Here is a 17,392-nt window from a genome sequence, read left to right as displayed (position 1 = left end):
GTAACTTAAAGCCTGCCTTTTCTACTATCCTTTAAGAATTGACTAAACAATTCTCTATGTGCTTCGCATTCTAAACAGTTTTCAATCATTGTTTTTTCCTTTGAACCATAAATCCATTTCAAGAACAGATAATTGCTAAGCTTATTAATAATTCTTATTGGCAAAAAACTTGAAAATTTACCGGAAATTCTATAATAATACCCTACACTCATTGACTCAGCAAATTTTGAATAATTCTCTTGGATAAAACCCCTAGATAAGATTTCTTTTGAACGCTCATGAAAATTTGCCATTATTAAGTTGGCTTCTGTTTCATCAGCTAATCTTACACCATTGTTATTTTTGCATAAAGGAATATAAGAAACCTCTAATTTGTTACCTACATTTAGTTCTATTAACAAGCTAGTATTCCAATATTCATTATCACCATCATCAAACAAAAAGTTACCTTGACCATAAACTATAGTGCCTTCATGCCACTTCTCTTCGCAGCCTATGCAATGGCTGTGCTGACAAACAACAATGTCTGCACCCTTATCCACAATCTTTCTGCAAACCTTTTGTAAATAAGGTGATGGATAACGGTAGTGTTCTTTGCCACCATGATATAAAACTATAACATAATCGCATTGTTTCTTTAATTCCATTACATGATCCAAACTATTCAATGAATCAAAAGGATTGGCTCCAGAAGTAGTCTCTGTAGCAATAGTAAATTCATGCTCTGCACAACAATAGATGCCTATTTTCTTACCATCTTGTTCAAAAATATATGGTTTTGCTGCTTCTTCTAAATCTTTACCTGCACCTGCATAAGCAATGCCATATTTATCCAAAAGGCTCATGGTGGAATTTAAACCTTGTTCCCCCTGGTCTAAAATATGGTTATTAGCAAGCGTAAAAAAATGCGGATTAATTGTTTTTAAACCAGCTATTGTTTTGGTGGGTGCAATAAGATTAGGTCCACATTTTTTAATCGGCGTACTCTTATCAGTCAAAGGAACTTCTAAGTTAAAAATTGTGAAATTAGATATTTCTAGCAACTTTTTTAGATTTTCACCAATTAATGTCTTGACATCAGCTTTAGCAAATAAACCGACATTAGATTTCGTTGGAACAACATCAGCGCCAATTACTATTTTAATAGTCATAAGCGCACCTACAATTCAAGTATGTAGACAAGCTAAGCTCGTTGTCTACCCCCCCCTAGCTTCTTGTACATATTGTATACACATCCTTTCAGCTTAATTATATATTCTCTATATACTAAAGAATTTACAAGAATGATTACACTGACAGCAATAATAGTAGCTTTTATTGATACAATTATCCAATCAAGGTACCCATAACATTGAATTATTATATTGCAACTTACAATATAAATCAGTACCGAAGTTGCGATATCTGTAGCCATCTGCTTGAAAAAATTATGCATTGGCCATTGGATAAAATTCTTTGAGTTATACCAAGCCATCCACACAGTCTGATATACCATTGCTGCCATTGTACCTAAAGTTACGCCAATCAGCCCAAACTGTTTAACACCCATAATAGAAATAACTATATTCATCACAGCTGCAATTATATAATTATGCTGCGTCTGCTTATAATGTCCTGCTGCCAAAATCATGATGTTATATGGTAAACGTAAGCAGTGTCCTGAATTAGCAGCCACTAATAATACACCAAACAACGGCTGTATATAATTAGCATCGCTTACACCATGCGTATAAACCTGTACAAATGGTACTATTAATATCGCTGTTAATGTAAAAATCAACGTTGTCCCGGTATGAATAAGCCATTCTGTCCACGCAAAAACCTTACGAAGCTCCTGTAAATCTTGTTTAGCCCATAAGTTGCCAATTAAAGCCTCTATACCACTTATCATGGACATTATTACCAACTTTGCACCAGACATAGGAAGATAATAAACAGCATAAATAGATACATTAACTAATGTCGAAAACAAGGTTAAAACAACCGTATCTGAACCTGTTAAAATTACAGCTGCTATATGCTGAGCAACACCATTCCACTTTTGTTTTATAGGTTCTACATCATAATGAATCTTTCTATTTAGTGCATAATATTTTTTTATATATAAATGAATAGCTAAAGGTTGCAAAAAGAATATAACAGATGTCATACCATAAACAACCTGCACAGAAAAATCAAAAGCTATTAATATATAGCAAGCCAAAGTATTAGTAATAACAGCCACTGTCTGCGCTATATATTGAATATATGCTTTTTGATCAGCCAATAACAGTAACCTATTCACTATACCAAAAAAATATTGTGAAAAAGACCTAACCGAAATTGCAACAATCAGAGTTACCGTAAACGTAAAGCTAAAATTCTGTCTCACAAGATAAGGATAGTAAAACAGCATTGCAATAACATAAATTGCTAGTATATATCCAAGTCGTCTAAAAAACTTATCTGCAGATGCAATAACCTTACTTACAGCTATATTATCATTATCCGCTAACGGCTTGTACAAAGATGACTGTACTACAGCACCTACACCAAGCTCCAAAAACGCAATTATTCCCAAGAACTGTGTTATAGAATTTACCAAGCCATTAACTTCCGTACCAAAATGACCTAATATTAAGCGCGGTAAAATAAACCCACAAATAATTGTAGTTACTTGATATATTAAAGGCGATATCGAATTATAAAATAAAATAGTATTTTGCATTACATCCTCATACAAGCATTACTTATTAGGCAATTTAATCCAACTGCCTAATAATTCATCAGCATCACCACAAAACAGATTGTAACCAGAGCCATCAAAAAACGTTAACTCGCCAAAATATAACCTGTTATTCGTGAAGTACCAGTCAACTCTAACATGAATTAAATCTTTCGATAATAATCTAGATAAATGCAGCATTTCTTCTAAAAATGCCGGTTTAGGCATTATCTCATCCGTTTTTGGCAAATCATACTGTTCAATATCAGTTTTATTCCAAGATTCATCATAACAATCTTGTGTATGCTGGCCATTAAATCGTCCCCTATGAACCTCAATGATTTTAGGTTCTCCATTAAAGCATAAAACTTTATAGTCGGACAATTCTTCTTTACCTTCATCTGACATATATTTTTCAGCAATAATTCTGCGTTTTACATTTTTATACGGCCATTCGCGCCAAGCAAGATAATAATCTTGCTGCAATCCTTTTCGTAAGTCACCTTTAACCTTTGCTATATCAAGCTTGCTCTTATCCTTGCAAATACACATACCCAAACCAGAATTATGATTACATTTTAAAACAAATTGGTTAGGCAAAGTATCAAAATCAATATCATCCGGATTATCCCAAACACCTAACAAGGGAATAAGGTATTCTTCGCCAATGGTATCAGCAATATGCTTGCGAACTGCATACTTATCAACCATTATAGTGTATTCAGGTTTGCGATCATATAACTTAAGCCATTGTAGCTTTTCGTTAAACGTCTGAGGATTATCAAGATTTAATTTTTTGCCCATATGACATTCAAAAGCTTTTTTTAAAAAAGCCTCATCATTCCAATCATTATATTTACCAAAGCCTGCTAAATAAAGCCATCGAAATCTTGAATCGTACAACAATCTTATTCCATTAGTAAATTTTGAAGAAAAACTCACCTTTTAATTCCTTCCTTTCGCAATAACTAGTATATTATTCCTTGATTCACTTCTAATCATTAAAATATTGTCTACCTCTGCAAGCATAACTCCCATTAATATCCATATATCTTTACTATAAAACTGCACCATACCATAATCAAAAATAAACGAAGAAAGTATAGAAAATGCTAATAAAAAATGTATTGGCTTTAAGTATTTTTTCTTTCGAATTAAAGTAATTGCGCTCTTAATAAATATTAAATAGTAAACAATAAAACCAATAAATCCCAAACTAACCAAGAGCTCAATATAGTTGTTATGAGAATAAACTCCACTCCAATGAAATAAATAATAATTATTTAATCCATATCCTAAAAAGGGATTCTCTACAAATAATTCTAACCCAAATCTAATTAATTCAGCACGTATGTTATCACTTATGTTACCTGTGATAGATAAATATGATTCCAATCGTTCCAAAATCGTGGAAAAAAGAGGTAAATGGATGAGAACCAAGCCAACTAATACTGAAGTAAAAGAATAGACTATCACTTTAAAAAGCTTACGAACACCATATTTTGATAAAATTAAGAAAAACAGACCTAATATAAGTAAAAACACTACCTTTTTAGATCCACTACTAAGACCAAAAAATAGAAATAGTCCAGCAAGCAATATATATCGTTTTTCATTATTGAAAAAAAAGTAGTATAAGGCTACTAATGCAGCATTTGCAAATACCAATCCATATGTATTTTGATTACCTATGAGATCGCCCATTCTGTGACCTGTACTCATTATTGCCAAGAATCCTGATAATCCACCATACACATACAATGAGTAAAAAATTAGTCCAATACCGGATAGATACATAGCATTATAATAATCTTCTAATCGGCCAATTTTTTTGATATACACATATGAGAAAAAAAACAAAACGAATAACTGCAACTGAGTTACTAATTGGCTAATTGCCACCTCTTGATTAAAAGCCCAAGCACATGAAATAATTTCATAAAATACAAAAAAGAATGGTAAGATAACGCTTTTACCAAGTACAATACGAGTGCCACTTGCAAATATCTTAAAGGCTATTCCTAAAAAAAACAATAACATGAAAACCTTAGATATAACAAAAGCTTCCTTGGCTTCACCAAACACCGCATTAGCAATTACGCACAATTGAAATAATATTATATATATTTTATTTTCTAGAAGTGATTTTTTTATATGGATATTCATGACTACGTTTATCTCCTACTTTTCCAGGTAATCCTTCCATTCATTTAAAACCTTATCAAATTTAAAATTCAAAGCACGTAGCTTGGCTGCTTCCCCTAAGCTCTCGCGATAATACTGATTTGTAATTAATACTTCCAACGCTTCTGCCATCTTAGAAACTTCACCAACGGGTACTAAGACTCCAGTTTCTCCATTCTTTATAAGCTCTCTTGGTCCACCACATGGACAATCTGTCGATATGCATGGCACACCAACTGCCATTGCCTCCATCAATGCATTAGGCATGCCTTCATAGTCTGAAGACAAAACATATATACCTGAATTACTTAATTTTTTATTAACATCTGAAATCTGGCCTTCAAAAACAACTTGGCTCAGAATTCCTAATTCTTTGCATCTGTTCTCTAATAAACTTTTTAATTCACCTTCCCCGCAGAAACATAGCTTCCAATCTGGATATTTTTTAGCAATACTACCAAATGCTTCAATAAGCAACATTGGGTTCTTCTGGTTCTGTAATCTACCTATCGATACAATTTCATTTTTAATATTTGTCCTTTGTGTTTTATAAAAAACTTCGTTTACCGGATTGTAAATCACTTTAGAAGATTTCTGTACATCATTAGAAAAATATGAGGCAGCTTCATTAGTCTGAAAAACACATCCATCCGCTAACTTAAATAATTCCCTTACAAAAATTTTTTTTAAACCTTGCCCATATTCTTTGTATGGATCATTACGTACAGATACTATCTTCTTGACATTCAAACCTATAGTCGCTACCAACATTCTTACATTAGTCGGACCTAAAAACGACAAAACAACATCTGGTCTTTCAGCTTGTATAATGCTCCTTAATGTATAAACCCTCTTTACTTGCCTATAAAAAAAGCTTCTTATAGATTCTTCTTCTAAATATATTCTTTTAATTTCCTCATTAATCTTATATGTTTTTTTATTTATATCTGGCTTTAATTCATTGACTAGAACAACATCATAGCCTTCTTTAGCAAAATAATTTGCTAAGTTACTCATCACTCGTTGAGCTCCACCTAAATATAGGCTATCAATATATAAAAGAATCTTTCTCATTAAACTCAATCCTTAATGTTATTTATTATTTTATATAAATTAGTCAATCTTTGCATAACAATATCTATGGTATAATTATTTACCACCTTATTTATGTTCCAAATTGACATTTTTTCACGTAAATCCTTATTTGACATTCTATTTATTGCAGCTTCAATAGCAAGAGAATCATCAAACGGTACAATTACACCACCACGATTCTCTATCATATCCTTATTCGCACCAACATCTGTAGTTATTACTGGCAAACCTCTTGCCATTGCTTCTAATAAAGCTAAAGAAAAACCTTCAGATTTAGTAGGAAACAAAAAAATATCTGCTTTGTCTAGAATTTTTTTAATATACTCCTTCTTTTGTGCTCCATGTAGGACAATGTTTTCAATCCTGCTTAATGCAGCTTCGTCATACTCACTTGTCAATGGGCCAACTAAATCAAAGAATATCTTTTTATTATTTTTAGCAACTTCAATTATGGAATCGACTCCCTTGCTCTTTCTAACCTGTCCAACATAGACTACTCGCTTAATTGAGTTGTTAATTATTTTTCCATTCGAAATGAAGTCAGCACTAATAAAATTAGGCATTATAGCTGTCTCCGTATTAGATAATCCATCTACATATTCCTTGGAGGACTTGTTCAGTACCAGAACATTGCTACATAAATTACATAGCTTCTTAAAACATAAAACAGCATATTTGTCATTTCCCAGTTGATCATTAACATTGCAGTGACAATGCAATACTATTGACTTTCCAAACAATTTTGCAAAAACTGCACATAAGAAATCCCTGTAAATTCCTCTGCGAGAACAGCTGGTATTCAAATGCATAAGCAGCGGCTGTTTCTTAATCAAGCAAAATAATGTATCTTTCCATATTTTACAACATCTTTTAATTTCAATAAAAGCACTTACTTTACTATCATTAGTTTTGCTTCTGTCACCTATTACTGATGTGTCTACCAACGTCACACCCATATCATATTTTTGTAAAGCTTTCATAAATTCACTAGTCCAAGTAGCAATACCGCCAACACTAGTTGGAGCAGGAGAAACTAATAATATCTTTAAAATCATACAGGACAATCACTTTCCTTAATCTTTACATTAAACATCTCTATCTTTTATAAATTTTTATTAAAATGCTATCTAATTAATATGTTTTTCTTTAAAACAAAATTGTTTTTCTATCTACTAACTTTCGATGTTTTTAAAAATTGATCAACGAACATTGATATGCAATGATTTTTAGATACGTTGTTCACAACATATTCTCTAGAGTTGCATTTTACAGTATCCTTATTCAGATATTGTTTTAAAATAGCCTTTGACAGACATTCTGCATTTTCAGGCTCAACACATACACCTGCATCTGTCTCTTCAAGTATTCTGGCTAAATCACTGTCTGTATCAAACGAAGCTATTATCGGCACATTACATGCCATAATACTCCAAGTTTTGCTAGGCATTCCAGCATTACTTGTATTAAGCTTACATGTTATAAGTGCAACATCCCCAAGGCTATATACCTCGGATACTCTATTTTGTGGCATTAATTCATGAATAAACACATTATCCATAGCTTCTGCCTTATTGCAAGCATCTTCAAAATAAGCACCAGCTCCAAAAATAACAAACTTAATATCATTATAATCAGCTAGCAAATTTGCACATTCTAAAACTATATCAGCACCCTGCGCAGCACCAAAATTACCAGCATATACAACTTGAAAATCATTAGCATTTAAATTAAACTCTGTAATCAATTCATTGCTAGTTCTTGGTACTGGTTGAACAGAATCAGTATCTATCCAGTTAGGTATAATCTTGATTTTCTCTTCTGGCACTAATTTATTCAATAAATTTCTTTTAAAACTTTCGCTAATTACTATAATCTTATCTGCATTTCGATAAACAAAATTCTCTATCTTTCTTCCTATCTTCCATAATAAGCTATTGTAAGATGTTAAACCTGTATTTACCAAGGAATCAGGAAAAATATCCTGCAAATTATATACGAAAGGAACACGTTTTCTTCTCTTCTTAGATAAAGATTTTGCCACGATTGCAGCTATAGCTCCCTGTGTTGGCGGAGTGCTATTAGAAAATACTATATCAGTATCTTTTCTTTCTTTTGCAATTTGGTATGTTCTGAAGTTACACCAAAAATACCTAAATGCTCTTAAAATGGGATTTTTATCCTCTTTAGGTGCCCAAAAACGTGTGACTCGAACTTTACCACCGTATTGTAGCTCTTCTTTTCTTCCCTTGTACTCTTCTCTAGTAGCTTCATCAACACCACGAGTTGGTAGCGGACAAATTATATCTATACTATGTCCTGCAACCAACAACCCTTCAATCAAATCCTTTTCTAAGTGCGTGTATGCTATAATTTCAGGATCATAATAAGCATCTAAAAAAAGTATCTTCATTCTTTATCCCCTGCACAATAGCGAAATTCTAACATTTCTCTTCCTTCGCTAGTTTTATACAATCTTTCCTTTACAAAAGCATTCTTTTCATAAAAATGAATTGCAGACTCGTTATTGACAGCATCAGTTTCTAAAGTTATATAAGCAAATTTATTAAAATCTACTCTTTTCTTCAGCTCACTAATCAAACGAGAGCCAACTCCTTTAGATTTATATTTGGGCGAAACACCAATCGATGATAATTCAACATATGCCTCTTCCCGTTTGGCTTCACCTGGTTTTAAGAAGGCACTTATAATATGTAAAAAAGCACTAGGTCTTCTAAAAAAAGCACCTATACTGTACCAAGCAAAATAAGGTAATCTGCTTTTTATCATAAATTTATATAAACCACTAAAATCAGAAGAATATGCAACAAAACCTAAAATTTCTCCATTTTCTTCAGCCATTAAAAGTTTTGATTGCTCATGTTCACAATAAGACCTGTACATTTGCTTCAAGAATCCTCTTCCCATAAATGAAAGAAAAAAACCAGTAAAAGTCTCTAGATGTATGGAAACCACTTCATCAATTATTCTATTATCTTCTGGCTTTACATCTTTAACTAAAATCACAGTCAAAACTCCTTACCCTATAATTAGTGAATTACTGCCCAAACAGTTTTAAACATCGTTTTAATACTATCTATGAAACTAAACTCTTTAATGCTTTGCAGATTCCACTGCATCTTTTGCGGCAACACAACCTCAACATAAGTCTTGTCCGCATTTTGTGCATCTGCCAGCAGCCTTTCCTCATCCTTATACTCAATACTTGCCTCACTGGTAACACCTGCCGGCAACAAAAGTGTTGCCAGCATTTCCGGTGTATACTGTTCGACATATTTCGTAACCTCAGGACGAGTACCAACAAAGCTCATATTACCTTGTAGAATATCAATCAGCTGCGGCAGCTCGTCCAAACGGCAGCCACGTAGCTTTTTGCCAACCTTAGTAACACGCATATCACTTTTAGTTGTCACCTGCGTGCCCAATTCCTCAGCATTTTTCACCATTGTGCGAAACTTATGGATACGGAACTTTTTACCGTATTGCGTAACGCGCTCCTGTCTGAAAAACACTTCGCCCGGACTATCCATTTTAATCATAACAGCCAAAATCAGGAAAATCGGTGACAAGCCAATAAGCATCAGTAAAGACACTACCCTGTCAAAAATTGCCTTCAAAAGCAAGCTGAATTTTTTCTCCTGCAAGCTGTCATAATATGGACGCACAGCGTCATTTTGCATATTCTGTGGTAACTCTTCCCATTTACAGAGCATCAAATATACTCCTTCACAATCTTGCAGTAGTTTTCAATAATATACTCAACCTCTTCATCCGTTAAACAGGTATGCAGCGGCAAAGTAATCTCGTTAACAAAACGCTTGTAAGCATTCGGGTAATCCTTAATATCAAAGCCCAGATTCTTATAAGCAGTCATCATCGGCAGCGGTTTGTAATGCACATTGGTAGCAATGCCTGCTTCCGCCATTTTAACAATAATCTCCTGACGTTCCTCCAAGCCTGCGCCCGGAATACGGGTAATATACAGATGGCCGGAAGATTGATGGTTATCGTTATAATGGTCAAGTACTTCAATACCCAGCGGCTTGAACGCTGCATCATATCTGCTGATAATCTCTTTACGTCTTGCCAGCATACCAGGATAGCGTTTCATCTGTGCCAAACCAATACCTGCCATAATATCAGTCATATTGCATTTAAACCAAGGGCCGACAATATCATACTCCCATGCGCCAAGCTTTGTTTTTGCCAAAGCATCTTTAGATTGGCCATGCAGGGAAAGCAATTGCAGCTTATGGTAAATCTCCTCATCATCAATGCCGGGAATAGATTTCCAGGTCAATGCACCACCCTCAGCAGTAGTAAAGTTCTTTACTGCATGGAAGCTGAAGGAGCTGAAATCGGCAATAGAACCACACATCTTGCCCTGCCAGCTTGCACCAAAGGCATGCGCAGTATCTGCACAAACAGCAACTCTGCCAATAGCCTTTTGAATTTCATTCTTAGGCTGGAACAAAGCCTTTTTCTTTTCTACAATTGCAAAAATCTTATCATAATCGCAGGGAACACCGCCAAGATCTACAGGAATAATAGCCTTAGTCTTTTCCGTAATAGCTGCTTCCATCTTGTCATAATCCATTTGCAGGCAGCCTTCCTGCACATCTACAAACACAATCTTTGCGCCAACATGGTCGACAATAGAAGCAGATGCAGAATAGGTATAAGCAGGAACGATAACCTCATCACCTGCACCGATTCCCAGCACGCGCAGTGCCATTTCACCGCAGGCAGTCTGGCTGTTCAGGCAAACGCAGCGATTAACGCCAACATATTTTGCAATCTGTCTTTCCAGCTCTTTGGTTTTCGGACCGGTAGTAATCCAACCGCTTTTAATAGTATCCGCAACCTCTTGGATTTCCATGTCGCTCATATCAGGGGGAGAAAAAGAAATATTCATAGACTTCATTTTTACATTGCCTTCTTTCAAAATATATCTGAATTTTATTTAACTACAACCTTCGCATTCTGCATCTCTACTGCCTGCGCAGCCTTGCAGTTAACCTCTTCCGGCGTCTTATACGTCGGCACAACCCTGCGCATAGCAGCACGCACCGTCTCATCATCATTAGAACGGATAGCAGCGCGCAAAATATCCAGGCGTTCCTGCAAATCCTCCATGCTGATCGGCTCGTCCTTCTCAATAAAGATCAGGTCATTATCCGTCTTGCGCAGCGTTTCACTCTTCACCAGCAGCTCCTCATAAAGCTTTTCACCGGGGCGCAGGCCTGTCTCGACAATATCAATATCGCGGAAAGGCTCCAGCCCGCTAAGCTTAATCATATTCACCGCCAGGTCATAAATCTTAATCGGCTGGCCCATATCCAGCACAAACAGCTCGCCGTTCTTGGCAATTGCACCACTGTGCAGCACCAGCTGGCTGGCCTCCGGAATCGTCATAAAATAGCGGATAATGCGCTTATCCGTCAGCGTAATCGGTCCGCCATTGGCTATCTGGCGTTTGAACAGCGGGATAACACTGCCTGCGCTGCCCAACACATTACCGAAGCGTGTATCGCTGAAGACAACGCTGCTGCCGCTGGCACTGTGCGCCCTTGCGATAATCTCGCACATACGCTTCGTCGCGCCCATGATATTCGTGGGGTTGACCGCCTTATCTGTGGAAACCATCATAAAGCGCTGCGCACCATATTCCTCGCACAGCTTAATCACATTCAGCGTGCCAAAAACATTGTTTTCCACTGCCTCAATGCAGTTCTTTTCCATCAAAGGCACATGCTTATGCGCAGCAGCATGCACCACAATCTGCGGGTGGTATTCCTCCATAATCCTGCGCATGGAACGCTCGCAGCAGATATTGGCAATTTCTGCCTTGAAATCCAGTTCATCGCCATAACGCAAACGCAGCTCCTGCTGCAGGTCATAAACGCCGTTCTCATAAATATCCAGCGCCACAATCTGCTTAGGCTGCATCTTCGCCAGCTGACGGCACAGCTCGCTGCCGATACTGCCACCGCCGCCGGTAACAAGAATAACCTTGCCCTTATAATAATCAGCAACAAACTCATTGTTTACTACAATAGGCTGGCGGAACAGCAATTCATCAATATCAAACTCACGCAGTACACGCTTGCCGCTCTTGGCAATATCAGCCACGGAAAAGTCATAAACCTTAACCTTGTAGCCTGCCTTACGATAGAAGTTGAACAGCATCTCCTTATTCGTATTCACGATATTGGTAATAGCAAAAACAATCTCCTGCACGCCCATGTCCTTAAGGTCATCCAGGGTATCTTCGCCTTCCGCGTAAATTGGCAGGCCCATAATCTCGCGTCCCACCTTTTCCTCATCCTGGTCGATAAAGCAAACCGGCACATAGGCAGCACTGTCATTGCTCAACAGCTCATCCGCCAACACAGCGCCCAAACGCCCTGCACCCAGCACCGCCACACGGATACGCTTATTTTCATTGCGGCGCTCCTTGATAACCGTTTCACCGGCACACAGCACCAAAAGCCAGCGCAGGAACTCACCCTTCTTACCCTTGCGTACGCCGTAGCGGTAGCAATAGCGGTACATCAGGCGGATGCCCACAGCACACAGCAAGTTCAGCAAAATAACAATCAGCCAGGTTTTGCTTTCAATATTGCGCAGGCCACAAACGTACTTCAACGGGAAGTAAAACAGCAGTGCCGCCAAATCTGTCGCAAAAAGGCGCATATACACGCCCACGCCGCCATAGCGGATTACCATATGGTAAACATTACCCATAACACGGCAAAACAGCAGGCAAAGCAGCGTTGCAAACACCGTCTCCCAAAACTCCACTACATCTTCTGCATGAACACCATAGGCGCTCACCATAAAGGCAACCACGAGTAGGAAAACAGCGATATCGTAAGCCATCAACAGCCATCTAATCTTTAATTTTTTGCCAACTTCACTAACACTCATCATAAGAAACAATCACAAACACTTTCTTTAAAAACCATCAATTAACATAACAACGCAAATCAGTCAGCTCGGTCGTTTAGCTTACTTCCCCTCCCCGTCGGAAGCCTCCTTGCTTCCGTAATAATAGTAATAGCCATAACCATAGCCATGGTGCTCACTGCGCACCTTGTTCAGCACAACGCCCAAAATATTGGCACCGGCATGCTGCAGCTGGTTCTTCACATCGCGCGCCAGGTCAACCTTCACCTCGCCGCTGTCAATAACCAGCACCACGCCATCCACCATAGCGCCCAAAACCAATGCATCCGCAACCGGCAGCACCGGCGGCAGGTCAATCAGCACATAATCATAAATCTCTCTGGCCTCCTGCAGCAGCTCCCGCATACGCTCGCTGCCCAGCAGCTCGCTCGGGTTCGGCGGAATCACGCCGCTTGTCACCGCATACAGGTTGTCCACCTTCGTAGCCTGCGCTGCAGCGCTCAGCGGAGTGCCCATGCTGATGCAGCTGGAAAGGCCCAGCTTATTGGAAAGGCCAAAATTCTTGTGCACAGTCGGGTTACGCATATCGCAATCCAAAAGCAGCACACTCTTGCCTGCCTGCGTCAGCACCACCGCCAGGTTGGCAACAGTCATGCTCTTGCCCTCGTTCGGTGTGCAGCTGGTAAAAGCCAGCGTCTTCAGCTCCTTACCGGCCTGCGCAAACTGGATGCTGGTGCGGATAACACGGTATGCCTCCGTCGCCGGGTTCTTCAAATCATTATGAGCAATCAGGTTTAAGCCTTCCATATTTTCCTCCACATTCTCACAGCCAGGCCAGGTTTTTTATCCTTCTCCTGCATATTCTTCTGCAAATCCTCCAAATCAGGAACACTGCCCAAAAGCGGCAAATCCAGATATTGTGCCACATCATCGGCAGTCTTGATTGTTCTATTGAGCAGCTCACGCACCACTACAAAGCCACTGCTTGCCAAAATGCCCAGCAGTGCTGCCAAAAGCAGTGTCATCGCCTTACGCGGCTTCACAGGGGCTTCCGGCAGCGTGCCGCTGTCCACCACCTGCACCTCGGTAGCAACGCTTGCTTCCGCAACCTTGGCCTCCTCCAGGCGTTTGGCCAGCATAACGTAAATCTCGTTAGCCACCGTCACATCACGCAGCAGGCCGACAAACTGCTGCTCCTTATCGGAAAGCTCCTTTAAGCCGTTCTTGTTTTCACCGTCAATCTGCGCCAGCTTGGCCAGGTTGCTTTGTGCCACGCTCGCCTCAGCCTCGCTGCTGAACTTGCTGGCCAGCAGCTGCTGGTGTACCGGGTTATCACTTGGAGCCTGCAAAGCGGCAACCTTGTTAATCTCGTTCTGGATTTTAGCCTTCAGGCCGGCAATCTCCTGGTTCACCTGCTGCACCTTCGGGTGGTTGGCAGTATATTTATCCATATAGCTGATGCGCTCGCCCTCCAGCTCTGCCAGCTTCGCATTATAGGATTGAATCGTTTTGTTATCCGCAATGGAAACAGCCTCGCCCTGCAGCTGGCCGTTAGCCGCTGCCAGACGCGCATTGGCAGTAGCCAGCGCCACCTTGTTTTCCGCGCTCAGCTTATCCACCATGCTCATCTTCTCGCTCGCTAGCTTCACAGCATCATCAGGAGCAATAATATTATTTTTCTTCTTATAATCCGTCAGCTTATCTTCCGCAGTCTGCAGCTCATTTTTGGCAGCCACAGCACGCTCCTCCAAAAAGCCGCGGGTAGCCTTCTGCTGGTCACGCGAAAGGTCCGTCAAACGCTTCAAAAAGCCGTCCACAATCAGCTTATTAGCCTCCTGGGCCTTTTCCGGCGTATTCGCACGCACCGTCAGCTGCATGATTTCGGTATCCTTAAAAGGCGCGGTAGTAATACGTCCCTTCACATAAGCATCATAAGCAGGATACTTGCCTTCCTTATTAGGCTGCTCCGTCTTTTGGATTACGGGTACCACAACACTGCGGCTCTTCAAAATCTCCGCATAGGTGTTCATCAGCTGGGTGTTGGCCATTGCATTTCCCATCGGCATGGATTCCAAAAGGCTGGTGCCAATGCCCTTAGGCTGCTTAACACGCAGCAAAGCCTGCGATTCGTATACCGGCGTGGCCGTAGCCAGATACACGCCTGCTGCCACCACAAAAATACCGGTAACGCGGGCGATATTGCCTGCATTGCGCTTCAAAATATTGGCTATTTCCAGCAGGTCTATAGTAATCTCTTCGTCATTATGTAAATCCTTACTCACATCTATTCTCCTCAATCATCGTTCTTAATTTCGCTGATATAATATGCACCGGTCAGGAAAGGCATAATATCCTTGCTGAAGATAACCTTATGGTTGCTGGTGAGATACAAGCAATCGCCCTCATGCAGCTCCAGGTTCGCGCTCTGGTCAGCCTTCCTCAGATAATTATTGATGTTCAGCTGCTGCACCTCGGTAGAACCGGCACGCACCAAAAAGACATTCCTCTTGGCAGATTTTTCGGTAAAGCCCTCCGCCTTAGCCAGTGCATCCAGCACGCGGTGGCTCTTTTCCAGCTCAAACAGGCCCGGGCGCTTAACCTCGCCCAGCACATACACACGCGTCGTACCCAGCTTCACCACATTCACACTGATCTGCGGCTTCACCAGATAATAACCGAAGCGGCTCACCAGCTCCTCACGGAACTGCGTCACCGTCTTGCCCGTAACATCCACATCGCCAATCAGCGGGAACGACACCTTGCCGTCCGGGCGTACCACATACGGCGAATTCTGCGTATTACCCGCCAGTGTACTCAAATCCTCATGACCATATACCACAACCTGCAGCACATCGCCCGGGCACATCACATAATCCTGCACCTGCGCCTGTACAGCGCTGCCTGTCCCTAAAGCCAGCGCCAATGCCAATACTACTAATGACTTTTTCATTTCATACTCCTTTATCAATTTTTTAAACAAAAAAAATGGTAGATTTATTATTTGAATAACCTGTTCCACCACTTAGATTTCTTTTCCTTTGCAATGAACTGCTGCGGTGCCTTAACTTTCAAAGGAATGCCATCAATAATCCTCTGCGGATTAATCTGCGTCAGCTGCTGCAGCACAGCCTCACCGGCCAGCTCCCTAATTACAGCAGCACCGGCGCGCATATCCGTATCGCGCCCACTGTCCCTGTGCGCATCACTGCCCACAAAGTCAACCATACCGTTCGCCAAAAGCAGCTTCGCTGCCTGCTCGGCCTGTACGCCAAATCTCCCTGCAAAGCTGCCAATATTGCATTGCAGCAGCAAGCCCTCACGTCGCCAACGCAACAGCAGGTCCGGCTTCGCCATTAACTCAGTATAACGCTCAGGATGTGCTAAAATCGGCACAACCCCCTTCAACCGCAGCTCATACCAAAAGTCATCAGCATAATTCGGTATGAAATACATAGGTAACTCCACCAGGATATAACTGGCCCTCGCTGCATCCCAAGCATCACCGTTCAGGCAAAAGCTGCCATTCTCAGCAATGATGTCCAGCAAATCCCAATCCATAAACACTTCACAGCCGGAATAAATCGCCAGCGATAAATTGTGCTCACTCGCCAGCTGGCGCAGCCTTTCTGCACCAACTAAAAAATCCTGCCATGCAGGATTGTGTGCAACCTGTAGCAAATGCGACGTTGCAAAAATGGAAGTCGTACCGGAAGCCACAGCCTTCTGCAACATTTTCAGGCTCATTGCCTCGTCCTTGCTGCCGTCATCTATTCCGGAAATGATATGAGAGTGAATATCAATCAAGAGAAATCTTACCTTTGTTTATACTAGAGCCTGATTTTATTTTTCGTAATACTAATGTACAAAAATAAGAAGAATCAAACTCAGTTATACTTAGGAATATTGTACTACTTTGAAGATTTATAGTCAATCAGTCAAAATAAGATTTTTTACTGTATACATCACACAACGCACTATTGCGCATTGCATTTCTTAAAGTAAACTTCATATGATATGTTTTCATTTAATGCATTCAGTACCAGCAGTATACATATATAATATACCGGATTAAGTCAAAAATATTCTAAAATACAGGTTAGATTTTTGTAAGATAATGCTGAAATCCATCGTCGGTTCGCTGAAGCGAATGGGATGCCCTCGCTCCTCCCCCTTCCGCCTCACTTCGCTCGGCACCTTCCCCAAGGGGCAGGCAAGAAGGCTAGACGAGCAATTAATATATCGTGTAAGGAATAGCAATTTTAGCAAATGAGTGCTTGGAACCATAGAAGCAAGGGTACGTAACTTTCTCTTACCGTCTGACAAATTTTACCGATGCTTCGTCCTGATTCCGCACGAAATTTGCGTTGTGCCCTACGGCACGGGAAAATTGCTACTGACTGGAGCGATATTTAATTACGACGCCACACGCTTCCCCCTTCCGCCTCACTTCACTCGGCACCTTCCCCAAGGGGCAGGCAAGAC

General features: G+C 40.1%; 15 protein-coding genes. All 15 read right to left on the bottom strand.

Features of this window, described 5'->3' with window-relative positions; genetic code table 11:
• Positions 1 to 5: 5 nt before the first annotated feature.
• Positions 6 to 1,151: a CapA family protein gene (locus KAH19_RS08825; RefSeq protein WP_210684281.1), complete on the bottom strand. Its 1,146-nt coding sequence runs from the start codon at positions 1,149 to 1,151 to the stop codon at positions 6 to 8.
• A gap of 32 nt (positions 1,152 to 1,183) precedes the next feature.
• Positions 1,184 to 2,707, bottom strand: coding sequence for a lipopolysaccharide biosynthesis protein (locus KAH19_RS08820; protein ID WP_210684280.1), 1,524 nt, complete (start codon positions 2,705 to 2,707; stop codon positions 1,184 to 1,186).
• Between the two features lie 18 nt (positions 2,708 to 2,725).
• Positions 2,726 to 3,646 (bottom strand): ATP-grasp fold amidoligase family protein, encoded by a 921-nt coding sequence (locus KAH19_RS08815; protein WP_210684279.1) that lies wholly within the window; start codon positions 3,644 to 3,646, stop codon positions 2,726 to 2,728.
• Positions 3,647 to 3,649: 3 nt separating this feature from the next.
• Positions 3,650 to 4,870, bottom strand: a complete 1,221-nt coding sequence (locus KAH19_RS08810) for an O-antigen ligase (protein WP_210684278.1) — start codon at positions 4,868 to 4,870, stop codon at positions 3,650 to 3,652.
• 15 nt (positions 4,871 to 4,885) lie between these two features.
• Complete coding sequence (locus KAH19_RS08805) at positions 4,886 to 5,962, bottom strand: glycosyltransferase family 4 protein (protein ID WP_210684277.1); 1,077 nt, start codon at positions 5,960 to 5,962, stop codon at positions 4,886 to 4,888.
• 5 nt (positions 5,963 to 5,967) lie between these two features.
• Positions 5,968 to 7,038 carry a glycosyltransferase family 4 protein gene (locus KAH19_RS08800; protein WP_210684276.1) on the bottom strand — a complete coding sequence of 357 codons (1,071 nt, stop codon included), beginning with the start codon at positions 7,036 to 7,038 and terminating at the stop codon, positions 5,968 to 5,970.
• Positions 7,039 to 7,148: 110 nt separating this feature from the next.
• Complete coding sequence (locus KAH19_RS08795) at positions 7,149 to 8,393, bottom strand: glycosyltransferase family 4 protein (protein ID WP_210684275.1); 1,245 nt, start codon at positions 8,391 to 8,393, stop codon at positions 7,149 to 7,151.
• On the bottom strand, positions 8,390 to 9,007 hold the full coding sequence (locus KAH19_RS08790) for a GNAT family N-acetyltransferase (protein ID WP_210684274.1): 618 nt from the start codon (positions 9,005 to 9,007) through the stop codon (positions 8,390 to 8,392). The genes KAH19_RS08795 and KAH19_RS08790 overlap by 4 nt, the downstream gene beginning before the upstream one ends.
• 23 nt (positions 9,008 to 9,030) lie before the next feature.
• Positions 9,031 to 9,714, bottom strand: a complete 684-nt coding sequence (locus KAH19_RS08785; RefSeq protein ID WP_246869347.1) for a sugar transferase — start codon at positions 9,712 to 9,714, stop codon at positions 9,031 to 9,033.
• On the bottom strand, positions 9,714 to 10,916 hold the full coding sequence (locus tag KAH19_RS08780) for a DegT/DnrJ/EryC1/StrS family aminotransferase (RefSeq protein ID WP_371816703.1): 1,203 nt from the start codon (positions 10,914 to 10,916) through the stop codon (positions 9,714 to 9,716). Before KAH19_RS08780 ends, KAH19_RS08785 begins: the two co-directional genes overlap by 1 nt.
• Positions 10,917 to 10,960: 44 nt before the next feature.
• On the bottom strand, positions 10,961 to 12,934 hold the full coding sequence (locus tag KAH19_RS08775; protein ID WP_210684271.1) for a nucleoside-diphosphate sugar epimerase/dehydratase: 1,974 nt from the start codon (positions 12,932 to 12,934) through the stop codon (positions 10,961 to 10,963).
• Between the two features lie 78 nt (positions 12,935 to 13,012).
• The gene (locus KAH19_RS08770; RefSeq protein WP_210684270.1) at positions 13,013 to 13,717 is read right to left on the bottom strand and encodes a CpsD/CapB family tyrosine-protein kinase; all 705 of its coding nucleotides are present in this window, start codon (positions 13,715 to 13,717) and stop codon (positions 13,013 to 13,015) included.
• Positions 13,705 to 15,192 carry a GumC family protein gene (locus KAH19_RS08765; RefSeq protein WP_210684269.1) on the bottom strand — a complete coding sequence of 496 codons (1,488 nt, stop codon included), beginning with the start codon at positions 15,190 to 15,192 and terminating at the stop codon, positions 13,705 to 13,707. Before KAH19_RS08765 ends, KAH19_RS08770 begins: the two co-directional genes overlap by 13 nt.
• An 11-nt stretch (positions 15,193 to 15,203) precedes the next feature.
• Complete coding sequence (locus KAH19_RS08760; RefSeq protein ID WP_210684268.1) at positions 15,204 to 15,860, bottom strand: polysaccharide biosynthesis/export family protein; 657 nt, start codon at positions 15,858 to 15,860, stop codon at positions 15,204 to 15,206.
• Between the two features lie 47 nt (positions 15,861 to 15,907).
• A complete protein-coding gene (locus tag KAH19_RS08755) occupies positions 15,908 to 16,714 on the bottom strand; it encodes a tyrosine-protein phosphatase (protein ID WP_210684267.1) in 807 nt (268 codons plus the stop codon).
• Positions 16,715 to 17,392: the final 678 nt, after the last annotated feature.

It is taken from the genome of Phascolarctobacterium sp. Marseille-Q4147 (assembly GCF_017968825.1).
Taxonomy (GTDB): domain Bacteria; phylum Bacillota; class Negativicutes; order Acidaminococcales; family Acidaminococcaceae; genus Phascolarctobacterium_A.
The sequence above is the reverse complement of the archived record's forward strand: the minus strand, read 5'-3'. Positions and strand labels throughout refer to the sequence as shown.

What these genes read in the sequence shown, in the direction of transcription:
- KAH19_RS08805 (WP_210684277.1), bottom strand. Translation starts at nt 5,962, where the DNA reads ATGAGAAAGATTCTTTTATATATTGATAGCCTATATTTAGGTGGAGCT.
- KAH19_RS08800 (WP_210684276.1), bottom strand. Translation starts at nt 7,038, where the DNA reads ATGATTTTAAAGATATTATTAGTTTCTCCTGCTCCAACTAGTGTTGGC.
- KAH19_RS08785 (WP_246869347.1), bottom strand. Translation starts at nt 9,714, where the DNA reads ATGCTCTGTAAATGGGAAGAGTTACCACAGAATATGCAAAATGACGCT.
- KAH19_RS08825 (WP_210684281.1), bottom strand. Translation starts at nt 1,151, where the DNA reads ATGACTATTAAAATAGTAATTGGCGCTGATGTTGTTCCAACGAAATCT.
- KAH19_RS08775 (WP_210684271.1), bottom strand. Translation starts at nt 12,934, where the DNA reads ATGATGAGTGTTAGTGAAGTTGGCAAAAAATTAAAGATTAGATGGCTG.
- KAH19_RS08820 (WP_210684280.1), bottom strand. Translation starts at nt 2,707, where the DNA reads ATGCAAAATACTATTTTATTTTATAATTCGATATCGCCTTTAATATAT.
- KAH19_RS08795 (WP_210684275.1), bottom strand. Translation starts at nt 8,393, where the DNA reads ATGAAGATACTTTTTTTAGATGCTTATTATGATCCTGAAATTATAGCA.
- KAH19_RS08810 (WP_210684278.1), bottom strand. Translation starts at nt 4,870, where the DNA reads ATGAATATCCATATAAAAAAATCACTTCTAGAAAATAAAATATATATA.
- KAH19_RS08770 (WP_210684270.1), bottom strand. Translation starts at nt 13,717, where the DNA reads ATGGAAGGCTTAAACCTGATTGCTCATAATGATTTGAAGAACCCGGCG.
- KAH19_RS08760 (WP_210684268.1), bottom strand. Translation starts at nt 15,860, where the DNA reads ATGAAAAAGTCATTAGTAGTATTGGCATTGGCGCTGGCTTTAGGGACA.
- KAH19_RS08780 (WP_371816703.1), bottom strand. Translation starts at nt 10,916, where the DNA reads ATGAATATTTCTTTTTCTCCCCCTGATATGAGCGACATGGAAATCCAA.